At 53.9% G+C, this 24184-nt stretch carries 22 protein-coding genes; 5 read left to right on the top strand and 17 right to left on the bottom strand.

Translation table 11 applies throughout. The annotated features are described in order from the left end of the window. Positions 1 to 8: 8 nt before the first annotated feature. Entirely contained in the window at positions 9 to 353 is a 345-nt protein-coding gene (locus BUA28_RS05155; protein WP_072767097.1) for an NrfJ-related protein, read from the top strand. Between the two features lie 49 nt (positions 354 to 402). On the opposite strand, the gene uvrB is transcribed toward BUA28_RS05155, so the two are convergent. Continuing rightward, a complete protein-coding gene (gene uvrB / locus BUA28_RS05150) occupies positions 403 to 2487 on the bottom strand; it encodes an excinuclease ABC subunit UvrB (RefSeq protein ID WP_072767027.1) in 2085 nt (694 codons plus the stop codon). Between the two features lie 98 nt (positions 2488 to 2585). Here uvrB and BUA28_RS05145 point away from each other — a divergent pair, with 98 nt between their 5' ends. Next, complete coding sequence (locus BUA28_RS05145; protein ID WP_072767096.1) at positions 2586 to 3779, top strand: pyridoxal phosphate-dependent aminotransferase; 1194 nt, start codon at positions 2586 to 2588, stop codon at positions 3777 to 3779. Between the two features lie 45 nt (positions 3780 to 3824). Here the strand turns inward: BUA28_RS05145 and BUA28_RS05140 are convergent, their stop codons facing one another. The 3 genes from BUA28_RS05140 to BUA28_RS05130 all read right to left on the bottom strand — a co-directional run bounded on the left by BUA28_RS05140 (position 3825) and on the right by BUA28_RS05130 (position 7090). After that, positions 3825 to 5198, bottom strand: a complete 1374-nt coding sequence (locus BUA28_RS05140) for an alkaline phosphatase family protein (RefSeq protein ID WP_072767026.1) — start codon at positions 5196 to 5198, stop codon at positions 3825 to 3827. After that, complete coding sequence (locus BUA28_RS05135; RefSeq protein WP_072767025.1) at positions 5185 to 5835, bottom strand: hypothetical protein; 651 nt, start codon at positions 5833 to 5835, stop codon at positions 5185 to 5187. The genes BUA28_RS05140 and BUA28_RS05135 overlap by 14 nt, the downstream gene beginning before the upstream one ends. Before the next feature lie 166 nt (positions 5836 to 6001). After that, positions 6002 to 7090: a hypothetical protein gene (locus BUA28_RS05130; protein WP_072767024.1), complete on the bottom strand. Its 1089-nt coding sequence runs from the start codon at positions 7088 to 7090 to the stop codon at positions 6002 to 6004. 520 nt (positions 7091 to 7610) lie between these two features. Between BUA28_RS05130 and BUA28_RS05125 the strand changes: the two genes are divergently transcribed. Then, complete coding sequence (locus BUA28_RS05125; RefSeq protein WP_072767023.1) at positions 7611 to 8363, top strand: hypothetical protein; 753 nt, start codon at positions 7611 to 7613, stop codon at positions 8361 to 8363. Positions 8364 to 8487: 124 nt separating this feature from the next. Here the strand turns inward: BUA28_RS05125 and fliR are convergent, their stop codons facing one another. The 13 genes from fliR to fliF all read right to left on the bottom strand — a co-directional run bounded on the left by fliR (position 8488) and on the right by fliF (position 20602). Beyond that, the gene (gene fliR / locus BUA28_RS05120) at positions 8488 to 9282 is read right to left on the bottom strand and encodes a flagellar biosynthetic protein FliR (RefSeq protein WP_072767022.1); all 795 of its coding nucleotides are present in this window, start codon (positions 9280 to 9282) and stop codon (positions 8488 to 8490) included. Positions 9283 to 9394: 112 nt separating this feature from the next. Beyond that, the gene (gene fliQ / locus BUA28_RS05115; RefSeq protein WP_025039698.1) at positions 9395 to 9664 is read right to left on the bottom strand and encodes a flagellar biosynthesis protein FliQ; all 270 of its coding nucleotides are present in this window, start codon (positions 9662 to 9664) and stop codon (positions 9395 to 9397) included. A gap of 134 nt (positions 9665 to 9798) precedes the next feature. Then, positions 9799 to 10575, bottom strand: coding sequence for a flagellar type III secretion system pore protein FliP (fliP, locus tag BUA28_RS05110; RefSeq protein ID WP_072767094.1), 777 nt, complete (start codon positions 10573 to 10575; stop codon positions 9799 to 9801). After that, entirely contained in the window at positions 10565 to 11152 is a 588-nt protein-coding gene (gene fliO, locus BUA28_RS05105) for a flagellar biosynthetic protein FliO (RefSeq protein ID WP_256598240.1), read from the bottom strand. The genes fliP and fliO overlap by 11 nt, the downstream gene beginning before the upstream one ends. 23 nt (positions 11153 to 11175) lie before the next feature. After that, positions 11176 to 11571, bottom strand: coding sequence for a flagellar motor switch protein FliN (fliN, locus tag BUA28_RS05100; RefSeq protein WP_072767093.1), 396 nt, complete (start codon positions 11569 to 11571; stop codon positions 11176 to 11178). 56 nt (positions 11572 to 11627) lie between these two features. Beyond that, positions 11628 to 12605, bottom strand: coding sequence for a flagellar motor switch protein FliM (gene fliM, locus BUA28_RS05095; RefSeq protein WP_072767021.1), 978 nt, complete (start codon positions 12603 to 12605; stop codon positions 11628 to 11630). A 7-nt stretch (positions 12606 to 12612) separates the two neighbouring features. Next, positions 12613 to 13116 carry a flagellar basal body-associated protein FliL gene (fliL, locus tag BUA28_RS05090; protein ID WP_072767020.1) on the bottom strand — a complete coding sequence of 168 codons (504 nt, stop codon included), beginning with the start codon at positions 13114 to 13116 and terminating at the stop codon, positions 12613 to 12615. A 363-nt stretch (positions 13117 to 13479) separates the two neighbouring features. Then, the gene (locus BUA28_RS05080) at positions 13480 to 14961 is read right to left on the bottom strand and encodes a flagellar hook-length control protein FliK (protein WP_072767018.1); all 1482 of its coding nucleotides are present in this window, start codon (positions 14959 to 14961) and stop codon (positions 13480 to 13482) included. Between the two features lie 48 nt (positions 14962 to 15009). Then, positions 15010 to 15459 carry a flagellar export protein FliJ gene (gene fliJ, locus BUA28_RS05075; RefSeq protein WP_072767017.1) on the bottom strand — a complete coding sequence of 150 codons (450 nt, stop codon included), beginning with the start codon at positions 15457 to 15459 and terminating at the stop codon, positions 15010 to 15012. A gap of 76 nt (positions 15460 to 15535) precedes the next feature. Next, a complete protein-coding gene (fliI, locus tag BUA28_RS05070) occupies positions 15536 to 16966 on the bottom strand; it encodes a flagellar protein export ATPase FliI (RefSeq protein WP_072767016.1) in 1431 nt (476 codons plus the stop codon). 113 nt (positions 16967 to 17079) lie between these two features. Beyond that, the gene (locus BUA28_RS05065; protein WP_072767092.1) at positions 17080 to 17766 is read right to left on the bottom strand and encodes a flagellar assembly protein FliH; all 687 of its coding nucleotides are present in this window, start codon (positions 17764 to 17766) and stop codon (positions 17080 to 17082) included. Between the two features lie 147 nt (positions 17767 to 17913). Further along, positions 17914 to 18912, bottom strand: a complete 999-nt coding sequence (gene fliG / locus BUA28_RS05060) for a flagellar motor switch protein FliG (protein ID WP_072767015.1) — start codon at positions 18910 to 18912, stop codon at positions 17914 to 17916. Further along, positions 18905 to 20602: a flagellar basal-body MS-ring/collar protein FliF gene (fliF, locus tag BUA28_RS05055; protein WP_072767014.1), complete on the bottom strand. Its 1698-nt coding sequence runs from the start codon at positions 20600 to 20602 to the stop codon at positions 18905 to 18907. Before fliF ends, fliG begins: the two co-directional genes overlap by 8 nt. 346 nt (positions 20603 to 20948) lie before the next feature. Between fliF and fliE the strand changes: the two genes are divergently transcribed. After that, positions 20949 to 21290 (top strand): flagellar hook-basal body complex protein FliE, encoded by a 342-nt coding sequence (fliE, locus tag BUA28_RS05050; RefSeq protein WP_072767091.1) that lies wholly within the window; start codon positions 20949 to 20951, stop codon positions 21288 to 21290. A gap of 403 nt (positions 21291 to 21693) precedes the next feature. Continuing rightward, complete coding sequence (locus tag BUA28_RS15325; protein ID WP_083569887.1) at positions 21694 to 24162, top strand: PAS domain S-box protein; 2469 nt, start codon at positions 21694 to 21696, stop codon at positions 24160 to 24162. Positions 24163 to 24184: the final 22 nt, after the last annotated feature.

Here is a 24184-nt window from a genome sequence, read left to right as displayed (position 1 = left end):
AGACAATTTTGAAAATATCCCATCTAACGGTAGCTTTTTCCATTGGACTCTTACTGCTGAGCCCGTTACATGTGCTTGCCGAAAAGGCGGGTACCAATACGGCGAGCGCGGCGGCGGGAATGCCGAGCAATGAGGGCAAAGTACTTTCTACGCTGGATGCGCCAGGCTATACCTACATGGAACTGGCCAATACTGAAAAACGCTTCTGGATCGCCGCCCCAACCACCAGAGTAAAGGTAGGAGATCGTGTTCGTTTTGAACAGAGCCTGGTTATGAAGAACTTCAACAGCAAAACGCTCAATCGATCCTTTGATCAAATTATCTTCGTCAATTCAGCAACGATAGTTAACTAGTTTGAAACAACATTAATATTGGAAGGTAAGCACCTAATGCATAAAAGTATTATGCGCCCTTCCGCATTCTCTGATGTTTAGTGGTTTTTTTCAGGTCTTTCCCAGATTCTGGTTCAACAAACCCAATGAAGAGCTTGTTTTTTAACCTTTTTAGCTCATCCCGATATTCTGCCGCTTTTTCGAATTCCAGGTTTTTTGCGGCATCATGCATCTGCTTCTCAAAGGCCTTGATTTCCTTGGCCAGTTGGACTTCACTCATCGAATCGTAGCGCGCTTGCACTTGCGCTGCCTTGAGATGCTGCTGGGCGGTTTCAATGTTATAAACCCCATCGATCAAATCCTTCACACGCTTGTTTACGCTCCGTGGCGTGATGCCGTGTTCCTGATTGAACAACGTTTGTTTATTGCGGCGGCGCTCGGTTTCGTCCATTGCCAGGCGCATGGAATTGGTGATCCGGTCGGCGTATAAAATGGCGGTGCCATTAATGTGACGTGCGGCACGCCCGATAGTCTGTATCAAGGAGCGTTCGGAACGCAGGAAGCCTTCCTTATCGGCATCCAGTATGGCCACCAGCGACACTTCGGGTATATCCAGACCCTCCCGTAGCAGGTTGATCCCGACCAGCACGTCGAATTTCCCAAGCCGGAGGTCGCGAATGATCTCAACGCGTTCCACTGTATCTATGTCCGAGTGAAGGTAGCGTACTTTGATACCGTGGTCGGAAAAATAGTCGGTCAGGTCCTCGGACATGCGTTTTGTCAGTGTCGTTACCAATACACGTTCACCTTTGGCCGTGCGCAGGCTGACTTCCGACATGAGATTATCGACCTGGGTTGTAGCGGGACGAACCTCAATCTGCGGATCCACCAGGCCGGTGGGTCGTACCACCTGCTCTACGACTTGCCCGCTGTGCACCCGTTCAAACTCAGCGGGGGTCGCTGAAACAAACACCGTTTGCGGCATTATCTTCCTGAATTCATCGAATCGCAGCGGACGGTTGTCCAGCGCCGAAGGCAGGCGGAAGCCATATTCCACCAGATTTTCCTTACGTGAACGGTCTCCCTTGTACATACCCCCTATCTGAGGGACGGTGACGTGGCTCTCGTCGATTACCATCAACGTATTGGGCGGCAGGTAGTCCAGCAGCGTAGGTGGGGGTTCACCCTCCTTTTTTCCTGACAGATGCCGGGAATAGTTCTCGATGCCTTTGCAGAAGCCCAATTCGTTTAGCATCTCCAGATCGAAACGAGTGCGCTGTTCGATACGCTGTAGCTCCACTAACTTGTTGGACTGGTGGAAATAATCTATGCGTTCCCGCAACTCGGCCTTGATCGTTTCGATCGCGCGTAACGTGGTACTTCGGGGAGTTACATAATGGCTGGACGGATAAACCGTATAACGTGACACTTTTCTCAACGTGTGTCCGGTGAGCGGATCAAACAGCGTCATGCTTTCTACTTCATCGTCGAACAGCGATACGCGCACTGCGGTTTCCGAACTTTCAGCGGGAAATATGTCGAGTACGTCTCCCCTCACCCTGAAGGTCCCGCGAGCGAACTCAAAATCATTGCGTTCGTACTGCATTTCGATCAAACGCTGTATAGCCTGGCGCTGGGTAATTTTTTCCTGTTCGCGCAAATGCAGGATCATCCCGTGGTAATCCACCGGATCGCCGATACCATATATGCATGAAACCGTGGCGACGATTATGGTGTCGTTTCGCTCAAGCAGCGCCTTGGTCGCGGACAAGCGCATTTGCTCGATGTGTTCGTTGATCGCGGAATCCTTCTCTATAAACAGATCACGCGAAGGAACATAAGCCTCCGGTTGGTAATAGTCGTAATAGGATACAAAGTACTCTACTGCGTTTTCCGGAAAGAACTCGCGCATTTCCGCATAAAGCTGAGCTGCGAGTGTTTTATTGGGCGCCATGATAATCGCCGGACGCCCCAGCAGAGCGATCACGTGGGCCATGGTGAAGGTCTTGCCGGAACCTGTCACGCCCAGCAATGTCTGGAACGCGAGGCCGTCCCCTATCCCTTCCACCAGCTTGTCGATTGCTTCAGGCTGGTCGCCGGCAGGCGTGAACAGCTGATGCAGTTTATAAGGGCTATTGGGGAAGGTCAGGATCACAGGTATAATCGCGGGCTCAGTTGTTTCGGAATCATTCTTCGGCTATCCAGCAAATTTTACCATGCGGGCGCAGCCGGCATCAGCGTAAGGAAATTATCGTGGAACTCTCAAAGCGCGTTCAGGCCATCAAGCCCTCCCCTACTTTGGCGGTCACCGCCCGGGCCGCACGGCTCAAGGCAGAGGGCAAGGACATCATCGGGCTGGGCGCCGGAGAGCCGGATTTTGATACCCCGCAGCATATCAAGGATGCCGCCATTGCCGCCATCAACAGGGGTTTTACAAAATATACGGCAGTGGGCGGCACCCCCGGCCTCAAGAATGCGATCATTGCCAAATTCAAACGCGACAACGGTTTTGATTATGCCGCGCGCCAGATCCTGGTTTCGTGCGGCGGAAAGCAGAGTTTTTTCAATCTGGCGCTTTCCGTCATCAACGCCGGCGATGAAGTCATCATACCCGCGCCCTACTGGGTGTCCTATCCCGACATCGTTCTTATCGCGGAAGGCAAACCGGTAATCGTCGAGGCCGGCATCGAGCAGGATTTCAAGATAACTGCGGCGCAACTTGAAAAAGCCATCACTCCCAGAACCAAAATGTTCGTCATCAACAGCCCCAGCAACCCTTCGGGTGGGGTTTATACGATGGAAGAGCTTAAAGCCCTGGGCGAAGTTCTGCTCAAGCATCCCGATATTCTCGTAGCGACCGACGATATGTACGAACATATTCTGCTTTCCGGCGGCAAATTCGTGAACATACTGAACGCATGCCCCGCGCTATATCCGCGTACCATGGTGCTCAATGGCGTGTCCAAGGCCTACGCCATGACGGGCTGGCGCATCGGCTACTGTGCAGGGCCGGCGAACATCATTACCGCCATGGAGAACATTCAGTCTCAGAGTACGTCCAACCCCACTTCCATTTCGCAAATCGCTGCGGAAACCGCCCTTAACGGTGATCAGGCCTGTATTGAGCCCATGGTGGCCGCGTTCAGGGAACGTAACCGGTTCGTCACCGATGCGCTCAACGCCATCCCCGGCATCAAGTGCCTTTTGTCCAAGGGCGCATTCTACGCTTTCGCAGACGTCCGGAAGGCGATTAGTGAATTGCATGCCAAAGGCGATATCAAGGATGGCAGCGATATCGCCTTTAGCGAATATCTCCTGGAACACGGCGGCGTGGCGGTGGTGCCGGGTTCAGCGTTCGGAAGCGAAGGATATATTCGTCTTTCCTTCGCCACTACCATGGCGAACCTGGAAAACGCGCTCGGACGCATCGCGAAAGTACTTGCCTGAAAAAACAACGGCGATAGTGAAAGCGAAGGTGCGGCGTGTGCGGCGTTACTTCGGGGAAGCCGGAGGAGGTTCTTCAGGGAGGTGCACAAGCTCAGGATATTTTTCCAGCGCTCGCTTGCGGTCGTATTTCAGAAGATCTTTGGCAGCCGCGCTGAAAGCCTGCTGACTATCGGTCTGCGGTTCAAGTTGCGGTGTCTGCGCTATCGTGCTGGAAATCGTCTCCCGTGGCGGTGACGGGATGTCTGTCCTTGGCTGGGCAAGTGGCTCGGCGAGTACTTGCGACACGCTTTGTATACCCAGTTTTCTCCTTCGCGCAACCTCATCATTATAGTCCGGCGTCCCGGCGAACTTCTCGGACAGCAATTGCAGGATCGATGTGTGATCCATCGATCCCTTGAAAACCGTTCCGGGGGGGATCCATGGAGACGCAATAAGAGCCGGAACCCTCGGGCCGGTGCTTTCAAACGCCGTCGAAAATAGCGCATGGGGCGGAACCACGGCAGGGATTGCGAGCGGCGGAACATGGTCGAAGAATCCGCCATGCTCATCATGCGTAGTAATCAACAGCGTACGGTTCCATTTAGCACTATCCCGGGTCAGCAGGCTGTAAATATCGCGCAGGAAGTTTTCGCCTGGTCCGATAGGCGTGGGTGGATGGTTGTCGTTGGGAGTCCAGCCGAAATGGGTAGGAGAGTCGCTGTATTCGGGTTCTATGAATATCACACTGGGCATTTCCGCCGCGGATTCCGACTCAAAATCTGCCGGAAAATGCCGGAAACTGCGAAAATTAGGCCCTAATACTTCCTCATGGAAGCGTTCAAAAAGCGTGAAGAATGAAATCCCGCAGTGATAAACCCGCCAACTGACATTTCGGGAATTCAGCCACTCGAACACGAAGCTTTCCTTGACGGTTGGAATCAGACGGGGCTTCGTGTTCTCAATCAAGCTATAGCCGCTGTAGGCTATCGAGCGATTTGGCTGAGTATCCGTCGGAAGCGGAGCAAACCAGTTATCGCACACGGCATACTGTGCCGCAAGAAAACTCGATATTGGCGTATCGACCGGCGAAAGAAAGCCCAGCGATGGGGGATCGTTCACCTTGCTTCCCGATTGCTGAAAATAGGCATCGGCGAAACCACTCATCGTAAAGCGTGTGCCGGTCTTTGCCAATTGGGTCGTTACACTAGCCCTGCTGTGGGGTAGATCATTCGGCAGGGGCCCATCCTTCAACTCGAAAGGCTGGTAACCCTGACCATTCAGGAAATTGGTATAGTCGAAGTTCGTCTCGGGGTCGACCAACCCCTCCACATCCTTCCGGTTGCCAAAGCGGGCCATGCTGAGGTGCCCGAGAACGTGATCGAAGGATCGGTTCTCCATCATCACGATCACAATGGTCTGAAACTGATCAAGAGCCGCCATCGGGTCTCTCCTCGCAGCTCATCTGCGTTCTGATGGTTAATCGGCCCCTTACCGCGTCGAGCGCATTATCGCAAGTTTCATCGGGAGCCAGTGGGGTGCGAACCGTCCAGGTACCGATAACGGATGCATTTTTGAAGCGGCCTGTCGTCCCATGAGGGGGTATTTCCGCCTCAATACCTTCCTTGCTGACACCCAACGGCCGATTATAGTTATTTGCAATCGATACGGCTCGGACCCGTGAAGAGGTGTCCTTTTGCTGCAGTGTGAATGATGTTGATACAGACTGCGGGCTGCCGCCACATTGGGCAACGCCTCCCAGCAGTCCGACGCTCTGGCTGGGTATCACCTGCACGTCCCACTCGCGCTGGGCGCTCTTGAGCAGGCCTGGAACCTTGATCGTAAACCGGACATTTTCCATGGGGGCGAAAGAACGCGAACCTTCCGAGGGTCCTTCCCCTGTCCCCTTGAGGGGAGGAGCCGCATCCAGGGTGATTGTGTCTGAAGCCTTCCAGTCGACCTCGACGGTTTCTCCGGGACATACAATGCTCGGGGTGACAGAGAAAGATTTAATCTGGGCACAACCCGCAATCAGCGGCGCAATGAGCAGCGTGGTCAATACTATGAGTTTGTCATGCATTTGCAATCCCTCGGATGACCTGCGCTGTCGCCAACACCCATGTTCTCTCCTTTACGCCTATACTCTTTCCAGCGAGCGACTCATCAGAGCCAGCACCCGGTGGATAGCAACGATCGGGACATGCTGATTACACCAGGTTTTCCCCTTCCCGGCCATTCCGGTGGCTTTACCAATATCCCGGCGGCACCAGATAAAGTCCCGTATCCCATTTCCATTGCCGAACGGGGTTCTCGGTCATCGCGTCTTTATCATCAGGCTGCGCAGTCCAATGAAAATCGCACACGCTTCCTTTATGCCCTACGAATGTATGTATGCCGCCATTCGCTACACCGACGAAGAAAGGCACATTTTCCAGCTTTTCAAGCATCATTTTGGTGTTGCGGTCCGGCGTGACGTCGCGGTAGCCTGTAATGACCGCATCGCAGCGTACCCCTTCCGATCCCGGAATCGGTGATTTCCACACGCGTGCACCCGCCTTTGCCATATTAAGTGCGCCCAATTTCTCTCGCTCGTTCGAGTCCGCCAGGTCTTCTGCGGTTCTCGGGCAGTAAAAAACAGCGCTCCACCCGTCTTTCTGCAATTCTTCGCAGAGCACGGTGCCGCGCAGATCGGCAACCTTTACTCTTCTGTTGATCTCAGCGAAACGGTCACCATAGCCGCCCCCTTCGTAGGCTGCCTTCACGTTTTCAATCACCCAGCCGATACACGAACTTTCCTTAAGCCGTGCAGCTTGCCCGGACGTACTTTCTAAGATAATCGACCCGGGTTCGATCGATTCCATTCGCCAATTACCCATGCTCATGGCGTCTATTTTCGTTTGCAGGGCTGGTCGGTCGCCTTTCAGGATAGCATCATGGAAAGGGGAGTGGTCGCCGTAATAGAGGCCAATACCGGTATTGTCGATAGCGGCTTTGTGCGCGTTGCTATTGTCAGTGATACTCTTGTCACCCAGTTCCGCAACCTTCTTCCAATTTCCCGTTTCATCTCTTCCCGGCGCGAGATTTCCTGTTTTTGAAAATAACCATTGCGCAATGGCCAAGGCCGGCGGGTCAGAGATTGTATTGACATCACCGTCATGGTCGTAGTTATCGATGACCTCCCACAACCTCTCAAGGTTTTGGGTCGTGCCTTCAATAACCCCGTTACTGGATATACGCCTCACATTCAAATCCGGATGAGCGCTTTGAAGCTCGGCGGTATTAATGAGTTTTCCCCTCAAGCGATTAATGAAGGTGTTGTGGTCGAGTATGGGCATTTCGTAGCTCCTGATGATAACCGGACAAAATGGAAATGGCGGCGATTTCAGCTTCCGGTTTCCCCTGCCCTATTAATTTACTTTAGCAGCAATTACGAAAAGTTCAATTGCTCTCAAGGTTACACGATCAGTGCTGCAATACCGGTTGGGGTATTGCCTATTTGGGTCAATTTAGGTCATATGAGCCATATGTGTCATATCGTCATAGGAGATACTGGAGTATAAGGGTTGAATGTTTCAGATCTTGTTCCGCATGAGTGGGAGATTGGTCAGTCACGGCTCAGGCTCATGCATGCAAACCTTGTGCTGGCGTCAATAGAGCCCGCCAAGCCGACAAGTTGGAAACAAGTTAGAAGTCCGCATGAAGTAAGGGCCACATCATATTGAATATGTTTAGTAATTTTTGGTTGACGCAGAAGGTCAGGCATTCTAAATTTGCGTCGGGACAAAACTTACACCTCAGTTGGCTACAGAAATACTGACGCGTTGTAACTTACTTATTCACTTGAAGGGAGTTAACTTGAAAATAGTCAGTTCAAATTTAATCAAGCACCTCGCGGCATCCGCTTTGGCAATCACATCCGTTACTGCGCCGCTGGCTGCTGAGAGCGCACTGTTGTCAATCAGCGCAATCACATATGAACAAACGGGTTATAGACCCGATTGCGCTTCGAGCTTCGGGGGTACGGCTATGGGTTCCGGGCTCAGTTCGCTCCTTGGAGCGGTTTCCTTCGAGACGAGCGATTGCATCGCCCCTGTTGGGAATTACTTCGCTTTTACCGGGGAGATGATCTTTACGGTATCGAATGGAGATGAACTATTTGCCGACTATTATGGTTCCCTTACTCCGACGATTTATCCATCGATTTTTTCTTTAACGAAATCCGCTTTCAAGATAACGGGGGGTACGGGAAATTTCCTGGGAGCAAAAGGTGACGGAACATTGCAAGGGGTTCAGAACATCGTGACCGGCATAGGATTAATGCAGCTCACTGGACAGATAGCTCAGGCCAAGAAAAATAGGGGTAAATCCGAGCCTTTATTATTTTATCAACGCGCCAGCGATAGTCCGGATGATTCCACCATAGTTTATGCCGGTTTGGATAATAGTTTGTTTCCAGGCTCGACTTCGCTCGGCGATAATTTTTATCAGGATCAGAATGGACAGCTACTCGCGATAAACGCGCTACCCGTATCTGGTTCATTTAGCTTGCTCGGCATCGGCCTCGCCGGTTTCATGGTCATGCGCCGCCGCAAGATATCAAATTCGTGAAATAACTTTAGTAACCGTATCCTGCGGGCGATGCGATATATTAAATGTAGAGCGCCCCGATCCCGTTTTGAGCGCTGTGCGTAGCATTGCAAACTTGGGAATAGCGATCAGGATGGGGCGGTCTTCACGGTGACGGAGGGCGAGCATCATGCGCTATCTGCAGCATGGTTTCCAGTCCTTCCGTTATCAGATGTTCAATCACTGGTATAAAGTAAGGCAGCGACAGCATCAACACGACCATTCCCACCATTAGCGTGATCGGGAAACCGACTGCAAAGACATTCAACTGGGGTGACGCACGCGTCAGGATACCAAGCGCCAGATTCACGATCAGCAATGCTGCAACGACCGGCAGCGCAAGTTTCAGGCCTGCCAGGAAAATCGTGCCTCCCCACTCGGCGAGCCTTCTCCATCCCCCGGCTGAAAAGGGTTCGGCCGAGATAGGAAATGCGCTGAAGCTTTCGGCCAGCACAGACAGCATCAACAGATGACCATTTAACGACAGGAACACAAGTGTCGCCAGCAGCCCGAGAAATTTGCCCACTACCAGCGTACTGCCATCGCTGTGTGGTGTGAAGAAAGTGGCGAAACCCAGGCCCATCTGCAAACCCGCAATCTCTCCCGCCAATTCCACTGCACTAAACACGATACGCATGGCAAAGCCCATCGCCAGTCCGATTACGACCTGCTGGCTCAGCACCAGCAGTCCTGCGGGCGAAGCTGGCTCCAGGCCCGGAAGCGGGCCTATGGCGGGCGCCAGGATCAATGTAATGAGAACGCCCAATCCGATCTTCACCCGCATGGGTATGGCCGTGTTGCCGAGTACCGGTGCCGCCGCCAATAGCGCCAGGATGCGGACAAGCGGCCACAGGAATGAGGTCATCCATGCGTCAATATCGGCGGAACTGAAGGTGATCACTAGGAATATCTTTAACCTGAATCAGGCAGTTGGAGGGGGTGGAGTGCGATGTTCAATCCACCCCAGGGAGCTCATTAGAAAGATGAAGCTCACTGCAAGCCAGCAAGGATTGCTAGCTCACTAAAGCTGGAATTCCTTCAAATACCTGCCGCATATAATCGAGCATCACCGAGAGCATCCACGGCCCAGCCAGTACCAGGGCCGTAAATAGGGCCACGAGCTTGGGAATGAAGGATAAGGTCATCTCGTTGATCTGCGTGGCGGCCTGGAAGATGCTTACCAGCAGGCCGGTCGCCAGCGCAACCAGTAATAGGGGGGCAGAAATCATCAGTGTTACCTCCATGGCCTTCTGGCCCAGAGTCATTACGCTTTCGGGGGTCATGGTTTCATCCTTAAAAGTCGATATGGTGCTAACTGGTTAATGGCTGCCACAAACATTTCTGCTCGATTCATTTTTCCCTGATCGGAAAAAATTTCAAAACCGGTTACCTGCCAACCGTTAAATGATTCTCAGCGTCATTGGTAGAAGCTCTCCGCAAGAGAGCCGATCAGCATGTGCCAGCCGTCGACCAGCACGAACAACATAATCTTGAATGGCAATGCCACAAGGGCGGGAGATACCATCATCATGCCCATGGACATGAGTACCGACGCCACAACCATATCGATAATAAGAAAAGGAATAAACACCGCAAAGCCGATCTGGAAGGCGGTTTTTAGTTCGCTTGTGACAAAGGCCGGGACGAGTACGCGCAATGGCACGTCTTCCGGGCCGTTCAGTTGCTCGACCCCGGAGAGCTTGACGAACAGCGCAAGATCCGCCTCCCGCGTCTGCTTCATCATGAACGCTTTGAGCGGTGCAGCGCCTCTGTCCAATGCCTCCAACATTGTTATCTTATTGCTGCTGTAAGGTTCGTAGGCATTTTCGTAGATTTTGTCGAAAACCGGCCCCATGACGAAAAAAGTAAGAAATAGCGCAAGCCCGACGAGCACCTGGTTTGGCGGCGAAGACTGCGTGCCGAGTGCTTGGCGCAGCAGCGAGAGTACGATGATGATACGGGTAAAGCCGGTCATCATCAGCAGTGCCGCTGGCAGAAAGGTGAGCGATGTCAGCAGCAGCAGGGTTTGCAGGCTTAGTGAATAGTTTTGCCCGCCGCCCAGAGCCGGCGTGCTGGTGAACGCGGGCAAACCGGGATTCTGCGCCAGCGCAAGCAAGGGTGCGGCCAGTAGTACTGTTCCGAGCGCGGCCCCAAGCACGATGCGTGTCCAGGACGGAAAACTGCTATTTGCCATGCCGTTCACCATCGCGCTTCGCCATTGTCTTCCTGAACCAGGCAGAAAAATGGTGATCCGTGCTGGCGCCGCCGACGGTATCAGCAGTGCCGGTGGTAATCTCGCCCTTGGGCATGCTATGCAATGCTGTGACATGACCTGGTGCAACGCCTATCACCAGCCAGGTATCGGCAACTTCCACTAGCACAACCCGCTCGCGCTGACCGACAGCCGAGCCGCCTATAACCTTGATACCGCCCCCGGACCTCTGCTGGAGCCCGCCAAAGCGCTTCAATAACCATGCGGAACCCGCCATTACAGCGAGCACCAATCCTAGACCGAGTATGACCTGGAGCATGCTTCCGCCGGAGGCGGCAGTACCCGTTGTATCTGATGCTACCGTTTGTGCCATGGTAGTCACTGGCAATGTATACAATATCAATGACAGCGGAGCCAGAAAAGGTATTGGTCCGGCCGGAAAACCTTTGGGGTGGCGCGCGACGTTATCGCGATATGATGAGTTTATAAAACATGCGCTCTTGCCTGAGAAATGTGCAAATGTGCTGTTGCGAATGCCGCCGATCTTCATCTCATCCATACCTGAATTCGTCGCCTTCAAACTTAGCGGTTTAATTTACGGATCCGCTCGCTCGGCGTGATGATATCGGTCAAGCGAATACCAAATTTCTCGTTGACCACTACAACCTCGCCTTGGGCGATCAAATAACCATTGACCAGCACGTCCATCGGCTCGCCTGCCAGGCCGTCGAGTTCTACGACCGAGCCTTGTGCCAGTTGGAGCAGATTCTTGATGGCGATTTTGGTACGCCCCAATTGCACGGTGAGTTGAACGGGGATATCCATGATCATGTCGATGTCGTTGTGAATCTGCATCTTCTGACCGGGGGTAAACTGCTCGAAAATTGGAGCCGGGGCGCCCTCCGCCACCGCCGCTGCAGCAGTTTCCTGCTCGGTAATTCGTGATTCGGAATTGACTTGTTTTGCCTGCACGTTCATCTCCTCGGATTTATTCGTAAAGGGCCGCCTGGACAGATCGCGGCGTTCATCTGAGCTCATTCGTTGCTCGCGGATCCAAGCATTTTTTCCATGCGCAGCGCGTACCTGCCGTTGGAAATGCCATAACGGCATTCCATTACCGGTACGCTGTCGACGCTGGCGGTGACAAACTCGGGTATATCCAGCGGAATTACATCGCCTACCTGCATATTGAGTATTTGATCGAGGGTAACGTGCACATGCGCCAGGTCCACCAGCATCGTTACCTCAGCAGATTGCACCTGTTTTGACAGGCGGCCGACCCACCGCTTGTCGACCTCCAGCGCCTCACCCTGCATGCTGCTCGAAAGCAGGTCACGTATCGGCTCGAGAATGGAGTATGGGATGCAAATATGCATCTCTCCTACGATGGAGCCGAAGTTGACCTCGAACGTAGTGGCGACAACCACTTCATTAGGTGTCGCCACGTTGGCAAATTGCGTATTTGTCTCGGCGCGCACATATTCGAACTCGATTGGATATACTGGATGCCATGACTTTCCGTAGCTGTCGAATACCAGATTGAGCAGGCGCTGGATGATGCGCTGCTCGGTTTGGGTGAAGTCGCGCCCTTCTGCCGCGGGAAGAAGGCGGCCATCGCCGCCGAACAGGTTGTCAACCACCAGAAATACCAGGGTGGGATCGAATACGAATAGCGATGTACCGCGTAGCGGCTTGACGTGCACGAGGTTCAGATTGCTTGGCACCACCAGGTTGCGCACAAACTCGCTGAATTTGATGACCCGGACCGGACCTGCAGTGACGTTTGCGCTCCGGCGCATGAAATTGAACAGGCCAAGCCGTAAAAGCCGGGCAAAACGCTCGTTGATAATTTCAAGCGTGGGCATGCGCCCACGCACGATACGTTCTTGAGTCGCCAGGTTATATGGACGGAAACCTGAAGGGCGAGCCTCCTGCTGAGTTTCACCCGCGCCGCCTCTGATCCCTTTGAGTAGCGCGTCCACTTCTTCCCGCGAGAGAAAGTCGTTACTCATGAGGCATTCACTGGATCACGAAAGAAGTAAAAAGCACGCTTTCGACGATTTCTTTGGAGTGCCCTTCACTGAACGGCTGATTGATCTCGGCGAGCAATTCGGCGGCAAGCTCCTTTTTGCCGTCGGTAGCAATAATCTGTGAAGCAGCCTTGCTGGAAAGGAGCAGCAAAATGCGGTTGCGCACCTCCGGCATATGCAGCTTGATCAATCCTACCGCTTCGACATTTTCAACCTTCAAGGTCAGATTGGTCTGAAGGTGCTGCTCGCTGTGCTCGGGCTGCAGATTGACGGTAAACGTATCCAGGCTGACGAATACGGGCGGCTTCTTCACAGGAGTTGCTCCGTCCTGCACCTGGCGAAAATACCACGCCGCGCCGCCTGCGCCGGCGCCAAGCAGCAGTACGGCCGAAACAATTACCAGGATCAACTTACTGCCTTTGGGCTTTTGCTTCGGGTCAACGACAGCGGAATCGCGATATTCCCTTTCCTGCTTGTTCAGCCTGGTTGCCATGATTCGTCCTGTTCCAAAGTGTAAATACCATTATCACGGTAGTAACCCTGCGACAACACGGCGAACAGAAGGAGAAAAACCGGCCATCTCGAAATTTGATCTATGAGACTGAATCAGCCAGGGATTGAACCTTAATCCTGTCGTTCAACTACCGGATTCAGGTGAAGGAACGATGAAAATAAGGCGCCAAAATTCCCCGCCTTTTGGGATTTGGTTTCCAGGGAGGGTGTGCTGCCAGCCAAAAGCAATTTCAACGCTTGGCAACCTGCCGGATTTGAAGAATCGCAGCGAGAAAGTAACGCTTTTGCAGCCGATTTCCTTTAAATCCCATAGGCCCAGTTGCGGCTTTTGCATTTTTGCAAGCTAAGCGAACGTATCTACCAAGCTGCTTACGCCGGAACGAATAGGGTTTGCACCCGCATCTATCCCCGGCACGGTCATTTGACTGTTGCCCTTACCGTATCTTGCGCCAGAATGGTTTTGCTGTTCGGACTCTGCCTGTTGCCGGGTAGAATCGGCACTCACGGTCGTATTGCTTAGATTGATCCCGCTGTCCGCCATCATTTCCTTGAGCCGGGGAAGCGCGGCTTCCAGCGCTTGCCGAACATCAGCCTGTTGCGAAATGAACATCGCACTGACCTGGTCATCGGAGATGGATAAGACGACTTGCAAGGGGCCCAGATCGGGCGGGTTGAGGCTCAGCTCCGCAACCTGCTGCTGATTGGAGACCATCCAGAGGACTTTCTGACCCAGCGCATTATCCCAACCGGCAGCACCGAGGCGAGGTTCCAACCCAAGCGCAGCGTGAACAGGAGTACCTGCCGGAGCCGCTGAAGCTGAAACTGAAGCCAAAGCTGCCGATATCGAACCGCGCTCAGGTACGGCTGCACTCACCCCCGCCCCCGCGTCTACCTGTGCGGCGGACAAGTTGTGCTGTGCAACGTCCAGCATGGATTTTTCGAGTTGCTGGGTTTCGTCGGCTAACCTGAATTTCGGCGAGCCGAACTCCAGTTGCGGCAAAATGCCCTGTCTTCCATCCTTGGACGGCTTGATCGAGGCGTCATCGTTAGTAACGAAAGTCCTAGTAACGAAAGTTTTATCCGGTATAACCGGATCGCTAACACCGCCCTGCCCCGCTCCGGTTGCTATCCGGGCGACTACGCCAGCCTCGACGTTAGTTAATGCGTCAGGTGATAATTTAGCATTTTGGGACGCGCCCGCATCGGCGGCGGCCATGGCAGCCCTCGTGCCGATGCCTGTGCCGATGTTTGCACCAGTGTTGTTTGGGATTCCGACCGAGCGTGCTATAACCGGGCTAAACTGCGAAGCCGCCAACCCTGCATGCTGCGCCGCCGCAGTGGCGAGCTCGGCCGGGAACATGCTGGCCAGGATATCGGCGGGATCGTTGCCCTGAGGATCGTTGCCCTGGGTATCGGCCTGGACATCGGCTCGGACTTCGATTCCGGCATCGGTTCGGGAACCTGGCGTGCGAGCGGCCGCCAGACTGGGCAATACTTCCGTCATATTCATGGGCTTAAGCGCCACAGCAGCCACAATCACATTACCTTCCTTTTCCTCTGTATCTTTCTTTATTTCTGCATTTCGCGCTTTCATCTCCCCAATACTGATGACCCTGCCATCGCGATCTTTGCCTGGAGCTGTCTTCTCGTCGGGTAGCTCAGCCTCGGAGCGGTCCTTGCCGCTCATTTCATGTGCAAGCACTTCGCCAAAACCAGCAGTAGTGGCTGCTCGCCCCGCCTCCTGTGCATCAGTAGCGGGAGCGGAATTCTTGAGCGGAGACACCGGGGATGAAGGCGTATTGTGGAGCGCGGACAAGGTCAGCATAATATTGGTCCCGATATTTTTCGATGGTGATGGTTAAGAAGGAAGCGATTAGCGCGATGGATTCTGGCGGGCGGCGGCGTTGACTGTATGCTCGTCGGTTTCACGCTGCTCGCGCTTTGTGGCACGCAGCAATTCCGCGCGAGCCTGGCGTTGCGCGAGCGTGTCATAAGAATTAAAAGTGCGCTTGGCCGACTGCCACGCAACTTTGCCTGCTGCGACGCGTTGCTGCGCCGAGGCCAGGGTCTCGCGCTGTTGGGTGATTGCGGCGTCGAGCTTGTCGATAAACTCCTGGTAGTTGCGCCAGTCGGATGCCGTTAGCCCTTGCCGCATCGACACCTGAAAGCGAGCAGAGTAGTCATCCCGATATTGCAGCAGCAACTGGAGCTTGGCTTCTACCTGCACACCTTGCTTGCACAGCATCCCCAGGCGTTTTGCCGCATCATCCGTGCGTGTCTGCGCCAGTTCGATCAATGTATCCAAAGCAGATGGTTTTGCCATTTTCTTCTTTTCGGGTCAGGGTTGGTTGGGGCCAAGCTTGGGCTAATTCAGTCAGGTCAGACCAAGGCGGACCAGGTCAGGTTGGCCGCGGCTGTTCGCCGAGCAGCACGCCCAGTTTAGCGGCACTGTCCGCATAATCCGCACGCTCGAACATGCCTTGCTGAAGGAACGCTTCCAGTTGGGGATATAGCGTGATCGCGCGGTCCAGCAGCGGGTCGCTCCCGGAAGAGTAGGCTCCTACACTGATCAGATCGCGTGAACGCTGATAACGCGAATAGAGCTGCTTGAAGCCACGTACCTGTTCGAAATATTGCGGCGAAATCAATCCGGTCATGGCCCGGCTGATCGAAGCTTCTATATCGATGGCGGGATAATGACCCGCTTCCGCAAGATGGCGCGACAGCACGATATGCCCGTCGAGGATGGCGCGGGCTGCATCCGCGATGGGGTCCTGCTGGTCGTCCCCCTCGGTCAACACGGTGTAGAAAGCGGTAATCGAACCTCCTCCCTTGATGCCGTTGCCGGCCCGTTCTACCAGTTGCGGCAATCGGGCGAACACGGAAGGCGGATAACCTTTCGTGGCGGGCGGCTCTCCAATTGCCAGCGCTATTTCTCGCTGCGCCATGGCATAGCGCGTAAGCGAATCCATGATCAGCAGGACATTCTTGCCCTGATCGCGAAAATATTCGGCGATGGATGTGGCATAGGATGCGCCCTGCAATCGCATCAACGGCCAGGTATCGGCCGGGGCGGCCACCACCACTGAGCGGGCCAGCCCTTCCGGACCAAGGATTTGTTCGATAAATTCCTTGACCTCGCGGCCTCGCTCACCGATCAGCCCCACTACTATCACATCGGCGCTGGTGTAGCGCGCCATCATGCCGAGCAGGACGCTCTTGCCCACCCCGGAACCGGCAAACAGGCCCATGCGCTGGCCGCGTCCAACAGTAAGCAGCGCATTGATGGCGCGTACTCCGACATCCAGTGTCTGATTTATCGGATCCCGATCAAGCGGATTGAGCGGTTTGTTGACGAGCGGCGCGCCATGCTCCGCCTGCAACGGTCCCAAACCATCCAGCGGCCGTCCAGCGCCGTCCAGCACGCGCCCCAGTAGCCCATTTCCCACCGGGAAACGCTTGAGTCGGTCGGAGGCGCGACGTCGTGGCTGGCCAGCGTCATCCAGCACCGGCAATGCGCCTGTGTTGCTCCAGGGGATCACCTTCGCGCCCGGTGTCAGGCCAAACACATCGGTGTTGGGCATCAGATAAAGCCGGTCGCCTTGAAAACCTACTACCTCCGCCTCTACCCTGTTGCCATTGGGCGTCAGCACAGTGCAGCCGCTTCCCACTGCAAGCTTGAGTCCTACTGCTTCCATTACCAGTCCCGTAACCCGAGTAAGACTACCGGAAACCTGGAAGGGTTGAGCGTTGACGGCCATATCACCGCAGCTCTTGAGAAATTTGCGCCACTGGTCCGTGTGAGGGTCTGTGTGAGAGGAAGCTTGCATGGGTTTGTCCTGAATCTGCCTAGCGAACTATCAAAAAGTGAAGGTCACGCGCCCCATCAGTTCCAGCAAGTCATCACCTGACTGAAAAATGAGTGGTAAACCGTGGGCTCGGGTTACTCCAGCCAACTGCTGCTTTGCCCCAGCGTTTGAACCATGCGCTGCCAACGCGTCGCCAGGGTGGCGTCGATCTGGCCACTGACCGTCTTGATCCGGCAACTGCCGCGGTCCAGGCTGGAATCAACGCAAACCGTGCAATCGTTGAGTTCGTGGTGCAGATGTTCGCGCACCAGCGCGGCATCATCCGGATGCAAGAATAGTTGTACCGGGCGACTGAACGCGGCATCATTTTGCAGGCAATCGCGCACCACCCCAAGCATGAGCTCCGGCTTCACCTTCAAGCCTTCACGCAGCATTTGCTTGGCGAGGCACAGGGCCAGAGTGAGCAAGTTGTCAGAGACAGCCTGATCAGCATTTGTTAATTCACGGTGGAAATTAAGCAGCAGCGCCTGCAATTTGCCGACCTCCGCTGCGCCTTGCGCACTGGCGGCCTGATAGCCAGCCTCTTGGCCAGCATTGAAGCCGGCTTCATATCCAGCAGCGTAGCCTTCCTGCCGTGCTTGTTGATGAATCTGTTCGATCTGCTCGACCGTAGGCAGGATCACTGCCGTGTTGGAATTATCCGCACTCTCGTGCTTTCCTTCGCAAGGCTCGGGCACCGATACCCCCGCAGGTTCGAAAGTATCCATTTCCCAACGTTGATAGGCAGCGAGTGATTTCTTATGAATAATCCGGCTGGCCATGGTCGTCATTCGTCCTTTTTTCACCTTATCTATGCGGCGGGGCGCGGGAGCGAAAGCGGCACCAGGTTAGCTATTGGCCTTCAAAATCCGCAAAATCCGCCCGCACCCAGTCACTTTTTCGCTGCGATTCTTCAAGTACGACAGCTGCTAGATATAACTTTCTTCTTTCTTGCTGCCGAATACGATCCGGCCTTCGTCGGAAAGCCGGCGAACAACCTGTAATATTTGCTTCTGCTGGGCTTCTACCTCACTCACCCTCACCGGACCCATGACCTCCAGGTCTTCACGCAGCGTTTCGGAAGCCCTGTTTGACATGTTTCTGAATATTTTTTCGCGAAGTTCCTCGGCCGCGCCTTTCAGCGCGACGACGAGCGAGCCGGAATCGGTCTCACGCAGCACGAGTTGAATGCCACGGTCGTCTATGTCCATCAGGTTCTCGAAGACGATCATCTGGTCCATTATTTTTTGCGCCAGATCCTCGTCGAACTCGCGTAAATTGCCAAGCACGGAAGTCTCGGCTGCGCTACCCATGAAGTTGATAATTTCGGCTGCCGTCCGGATTCCCCCTACAGGGCTTTTGTTGATATTCTCGCTGCCGGAGAGCAGGTCGGTCAGCACATCGTTGAGCTCGCGCAAGGCGTAGGGTTGAATGCCCTCGAGCGTGGCGATACGGAGCAGTACGTCATTACGCAGTTGCTCGGTGAGCTGGCCCAGAATATCGCTTGCCTGATTGCGATCCAGATGCACCAGGATGGTGGCTATGATTTGTGGATGCTCACCCTTGATCAGCTCCGCCACCGATTGCGAATCGATCCATTTGAGCCCCTCGATACCGCTGGTATCGTTGCCTTCCAGAATACGGCTGATGATGTCCGTGGACTTGTCCTCGCCCAACGCCCTTTCGAGTACCGCGCGGGTATAACTTTCCGAGTCGAGATCCATGAGAAGGTTTTCCCCATTGGCGCGGCTGCAGAAATCGCTGAGTACGGCATTGATCTGCTCCTGGCTCAGGTTCTTGACTTTTGCCATTGCTATGCCCAGCTTCTGCACCTCGAGGGGGTTCAGATGCTTGAGTACCTTCACCGCCTCATCCTCGCCCAGCGATAGAAGCAGGATCGCGCCTTTGCTGATGCCCTCCTCATTCATTGCCCGTCACCCACTGTTTGACAATGCCCGCTACCAGCTTCGGGTCATCCCTGGCCAATTGCCGGGCAAGCGCCAGGTTTTGCTCATAACCGGAGAATCGCGGCGCGGTAGTCGCGGTAGTCAGAGCCGGCGCAGGTTGCGCGGTTTTATCTTCGTCATTCTCGGTGGAATCGGTCAGCAAGGGGGGCGGCGGCTGATTCGCACGCTTTAGCATCGGCCGCAATACGCCCAGTACCAGATACAGAATCAGCGCCCCGATCAGTAAATTTTTTCCGGTCTGTTGTGCAAGGTCAATCATTTCCGGCTGTTTCCAGAGCGGCAACTCGGGCAGAACATCCTGCTCGATGTCCGTAAAGGGACTGTTGACCACATTTAGCGTGTCGCCACGCTCATTGCTGAAGCCCATGGCTTCCTTCACCAGATCCGTGATCTGTATCTTCTGGGCGTCGCTCAACGGTTTGCTGCTGACTACTCCATTCTGATCCGTCACCTTGCTGTGGTTGACGACCACCGCAACGGACAGGCGTTTTATGCCGCCCACCGGTCTGCGCACATGCTGGATCCTCTTGTCCACCTCATAATTGATGGTGGCGTCCTTGCGTGTGTTGGTACTGGTTTGCACAGGAGGCATTACGGGCTGCGTCGCACCGGTTGTCGGCGTCTGGCTGAGGGGCGAGCCCGGCGGTGTCGTGATCGGAGCCGTTGCCGGCATGGGAGGCTGATTGGAAAGGGCGCCCGGAACGCCGCCCTCCTGGGCCGTCCCATTGGCTGATTCCGAGGTCTGCTGGCTGCGCACCGTGGAGCTGCCCGGGTCCTGGTTGGGTTTATAAATCTCATCCATTTGCTCGGAGTGAGCGAAATCGACATCGGCCGTAACCTGGGCTCGCACGTTTTCCTTTCCCACGATGGGCGCGATGATGGCTTCTATACGTTTGGTATAGTTCTGCTCCAACGCCAGCAAATACTTCAACTGGTTGGGGTTCAAGCCGGAGCCGGTGTCCGATTCGTCGGTTTTGCTCAACAGGTTGCCCTGCTGGTCTACGACTGTGACATTACTGACAGGCAGGTTTGGGACGCTGCTGGAAACCAGGTGTGTGATTGCGTTTACCTGCTGCTGGTCAAGCACGCGGCCGGGGTAGAGATTTACCAGGACCGAGGCGCTTGGTTTTTGCTGTTCACGCATGAACACGGATTGCTTGCCGATGGCTAGATGGACCCGCGCGCTATCGATTGCTGCCACTGCCTGGATCGAGCGGGCAAGCTCGCCTTCCAGTGCACGCTGGAAGTTGACCTGTTCAAGAAACTGGCTGGTGCCGAACTTCTGGTTTTCCATCAGCTCGAAACCGACCAGGCCGCCCTTGGGCAACCCCTGTGCCGCAAGTTTAAGGCGGACGTCGTGAACCTGGTTGGCAGGCACGAGAATCGCTCCACCTCCATCGGCAAACTTATGCGGTACATTCATTTGCTGCAGGGATGCAATGATAGCCCCGCCGTCACGGTCGGATACATTGCTGAACAGCACCTTGTAGTCGGGAACCTGGCTCCACATCCAACCGCCTGCCAGCAATGCGACAATGGCCGAGACAGCCAGCATCAGGCCCATCTTCTGCTGACTGGACATCCGCGCCAAAAAACCCTGCGCGAAAGTCTGAATTCCGCCTGGTGCAGTGGCTTCAGCAGCTACTGCCATGGTGTCTCCAGTGATTCGATATGAATAGAATGGATTTTTTTATTGTTCGTCATATAAGCCCAACATGGCATTCGACATAAATCTGCAGGCTGTAGCGAGGGTAATGAACTGACCAGGAAGGTGAGGATAAGCGATACAGGAAATCTTTATGGTCCATGGTGCTGAATTTGAAAATGTGCGGTCGACTGCCGGATTTGGGTTTAAGCGAATTCGAGCATTATCAACATGCACGCAGGTTTTAAAACAAGGAATAGAAGCGGCTTTTACAGCCTTTTCAGCGAACGGATTCGTGGCTGAGCCGTGTATCGTGCATGCTTTCCAAAGAAACGCAAGAAACGGGGATCAGATGGATGTATCAAAAATAGACGCAATGCTCGCCCAGTTGCAAAGCGGTGCTGCGCTCGCGGCGGGAAAACCGCCATCGGCTATATCCAATGCTCGCGGGGCCGGCGGTGAAGGTATGGGGGTTGATTTCACCACCGTATTCAGGAAATCCCTGGATCAAGTCAATAACGTCCAGCAGCATGCGGCAAAGCTTGCGCGAGATTTCGAACTGGGCGCGCCTGATGCAAACCTTACCGAGGCAATGATATCGATGCAGAAGGCCTCCATCTCATTCCAATATACCCTGCAAGTCCGCAACAAAATGGTATCGGCGTATCAAGATATCATGAACATGCCGGTATAAATGTCAACTTCGGCTATCGGCCTGTCGGGCTCGAAGGATCACAGCGGAATATGAACCGACCAGACGCTATAATCATTGCTGAAGTACTGGCAGGCAGTTGAGCTCGCAATATGGAAAATTTCTTTGTAGCAAGAAACAAATCAATCCCCAAAAGCCCCTTGTCGTGGAACGGCCCCCTCGCCTAAAAACCACAGAAATTGTCGACAAGACTAGCTCGCAGATTCCCTGCACCAAAGAATATACACCAGCGTTTGCAACATATGCTGCAAGAAGCGCTGCTGCTATATCAGCTTTGCGGTATTGACCTAACCTTTTGAACCAGCAATTTTCTGGAGGCTTTACCGATTGGTGCCCTTACCATGCCTAATTTCAAAATGAACGAACTTCTTTGCGAGCAATGGTAATGGCAACAGATTTTGGCAAGCTTGTTCTTGATGAAATGCCCGACGGGATTGTGATTACGACACGTGACGGCATTGTTGTTTACTGGAACAACGGCGCGGAATCTGTATTCGGCTATACCGTTGCAGAGGCCTTGCAGCATTCGTTTGAGGAGCTTATCAGTACACCCGATTATCAGTGGAGAATGCAGGATGAGATCAATGATCTTTTGCAAACCGAGGTTTCCGTACACGAAGCATTGTGCCGGAAAAAAGACGGCGCTCTGATCCATGTAAACCTTTCGTTCAAGGTCCTGGCATCCGAACAGCAGCAGCATGGATATGTATTGATCAGCAGCACAGACATAACCCATCTGAAAGCATTGCGTGATGCGAAGCTGATCAGGACTAAATTCGGCAACCTGCTCGATTCGACCCCCGACGGGATAGTGATAGTGAATTCGACAGGTCGCATCGTGCTGGTCAACATGCAGGCCGAGAAGCTGTTCGGCTATCAAAAGCAGGAATTACGAGGCCAGACGATAGAAACGCTATTACCGCAGCGCTATCGCAGCCGTCATGTTGGACATCGCGCTAATTTCTTTACCCAGCCCCGTACCCGCACCATGGGTGCCGGACTAGAGCTATACGGTTTGCGCAAGGATGGCATCGAGTTTCCGGTCGAAATCAGCCTGAGCCCAATCGAAACGGAAGAAGGAGTTTTTAGCATGAGTGCGATTCGCGATACCAGCGAACGCAAAAAAGCGGAACAAAAATTCCGTGGGCTGTTGGAAGCTGCACCGGACGCGATCGTGATCGTCAATAATAAAGGCGAGATTGTGTTGGTCAACTCACAAACTGAAAAGCTTTTTGGCTATCCGCGCGAACAGCTTCTGGGCAACAAGATCGAGATGCTGATTCCCGCCCGTTACAGGAAGAAACATCCGATTTTTCGCAAAAATTTCGCTAGTGCGCCGCGAACACGGCCAATGGGGATTGGGCTGGAACTGTATGGATTGCGCCGGGATGGCACTGAATTTCCTGTTGAAATCAGCCTTAGTCCCCTTGAGACCGAAGAGGGCACTCTAATATCCAGCGCCATTCGCGATGTCACCGAACGCAAGCGGGTCAAGGAAATACAAACACAGCTCCGGCGCGATCTTACAGAACGCGAGATTGCCGAAAAAGCACTCCATGAAGAGAAGGAGCGCCTGCGCGTAACGCTCAGCTGCATCGGTGATGCCGTTATCACGACCGATGTGGCTGGGAAAGTGACTTATCTGAACCCTGTTGCAGAAACCATGACTGGCTGGACTTCGGAGGAGGCGAACGGTCTCCCGCTGCCCGACGTATGCCAAATAGTCAACGCGCAAACCAATGAACCCGCTCACAACCCGGTTGAACGAGTTCTCTACGACAAGGAAACCCGCCACGATGCGCATATCCTTCTGATACAGCGAAACGGCAAAATTTTTCCGATTGAAAAGTCTGTTGCCCCCATACGTGATCAACATGGGAAAATTATCGGCGCTGTGCTCGTGTTTCACGATGTGACTCATGCACAGAGAATGGCAACCCAGATGACATATCAGGCAACCCACGACGGGTTAACCGGCCTGATTAACAGGCATGAGTTTGAGCGGCGCCTGAAGCACGCACTGCGGACGGGTAAACAGGATGGTGCCGAGCACACGTTGCTCTATCTTGATCTTGATCAGTTCAAGATCGTAAATGATACTTGCGGCCACATCGCCGGCGACGAGCTGTTGAAACAACTCAGCGCCGTACTGCAAACCAGGCTCCGTAGGAACGACACCCTGGCGCGCCTTGGAGGAGACGAATTCGGCGTATTACTGGAGAGTTGCCCCACAAAGCCTGCATTGATTCTGGCTGACGAGTTGAGGCAGACAGTGCGGGACTTTCGTTTTATTTGGGAAGACAGAATATTCCGGCTTGGTGTCAGTATCGGGCTGGTGACATTCAGCGACGGCGAGGAAACGATTACAGACATTCTACGCATGGCTGATTCAGCCTGCTTTCTTGCCAAGGACAAGGGGCGCAACAAGATCCAGCTCTATACTTCCGAAGATGAAGGCCTTGAGAAACGGCGGGGCGAGATGGGATGGGTTGGGCGTATTCACAAAGCACTGGAAGAACAACGGTTTGTGCTGTACTCGCAAAAAATACTACGGCTCTCGGACAGTACTGGAAATGGTGGTCACTATGAAATGCTGTTGCGCATGCAGGACGAAGACGGGATGCTGGTACCACCCATGGCATTTATCCCGGCCGCCGAACGCTACGGCGTCATGAATCAACTCGACAGGTGGGTAATTGCTACTGCCTTTGCACAATACGCGAAACAGCATCCCTCAAGCAATCCGGTGAGTATATGCTTTATTAATCTCTCCGGCGTATCCATCTGCGACGAGCTTTTATATGAATATAGAAACACCCCCACGGGCGTGGGGAAGACACCTACAAATTGTTAATGAGCGTTACTAAAACAGTACC

This window comes from Nitrosospira sp. Nsp11, assembly GCF_900142705.1.
In the GTDB taxonomy this organism is placed as follows: Bacteria; Pseudomonadota; Gammaproteobacteria; order Burkholderiales; family Nitrosomonadaceae; genus Nitrosospira.
This window is presented reverse-complemented; position numbering and strand designations above follow the sequence as displayed.

Coding starts and splice junctions, on each gene's coding strand:
- fliL (WP_072767020.1), bottom strand. CDS start 13,116: ATGGCAACCAGGCTGAACAAGCAGGAAAGGGAATATCGCGATTCCGCT.
- fliP (WP_072767094.1), bottom strand. CDS start 10,575: ATGGCAAATAGCAGTTTTCCGTCCTGGACACGCATCGTGCTTGGGGCC.
- BUA28_RS05080 (WP_072767018.1), bottom strand. CDS start 14,961: ATGCTGACCTTGTCCGCGCTCCACAATACGCCTTCATCCCCGGTGTCT.
- fliN (WP_072767093.1), bottom strand. CDS start 11,571: ATGAACGTGCAGGCAAAACAAGTCAATTCCGAATCACGAATTACCGAG.
- fliF (WP_072767014.1), bottom strand. CDS start 20,602: ATGGCAGTAGCTGCTGAAGCCACTGCACCAGGCGGAATTCAGACTTTC.
- fliJ (WP_072767017.1), bottom strand. CDS start 15,459: ATGGCAAAACCATCTGCTTTGGATACATTGATCGAACTGGCGCAGACA.
- fliG (WP_072767015.1), bottom strand. CDS start 18,912: ATGAATGAGGAGGGCATCAGCAAAGGCGCGATCCTGCTTCTATCGCTG.
- fliM (WP_072767021.1), bottom strand. CDS start 12,605: ATGAGTAACGACTTTCTCTCGCGGGAAGAAGTGGACGCGCTACTCAAA.
- BUA28_RS15325 (WP_083569887.1), top strand. CDS start 21,694: ATGGCAACAGATTTTGGCAAGCTTGTTCTTGATGAAATGCCCGACGGG.
- fliE (WP_072767091.1), top strand. CDS start 20,949: ATGGATGTATCAAAAATAGACGCAATGCTCGCCCAGTTGCAAAGCGGT.
- BUA28_RS05140 (WP_072767026.1), bottom strand. CDS start 5,198: ATGGCGGCTCTTGATCAGTTTCAGACCATTGTGATCGTGATGATGGAG.
- BUA28_RS05135 (WP_072767025.1), bottom strand. CDS start 5,835: ATGCATGACAAACTCATAGTATTGACCACGCTGCTCATTGCGCCGCTG.
- fliO (WP_256598240.1), bottom strand. CDS start 11,152: ATGGATGAGATGAAGATCGGCGGCATTCGCAACAGCACATTTGCACAT.
- BUA28_RS05130 (WP_072767024.1), bottom strand. CDS start 7,090: ATGCCCATACTCGACCACAACACCTTCATTAATCGCTTGAGGGGAAAA.
- fliQ (WP_025039698.1), bottom strand. CDS start 9,664: ATGACCCCCGAAAGCGTAATGACTCTGGGCCAGAAGGCCATGGAGGTA.
- BUA28_RS05065 (WP_072767092.1), bottom strand. CDS start 17,766: ATGGCCAGCCGGATTATTCATAAGAAATCACTCGCTGCCTATCAACGT.
- fliI (WP_072767016.1), bottom strand. CDS start 16,966: ATGCAAGCTTCCTCTCACACAGACCCTCACACGGACCAGTGGCGCAAA.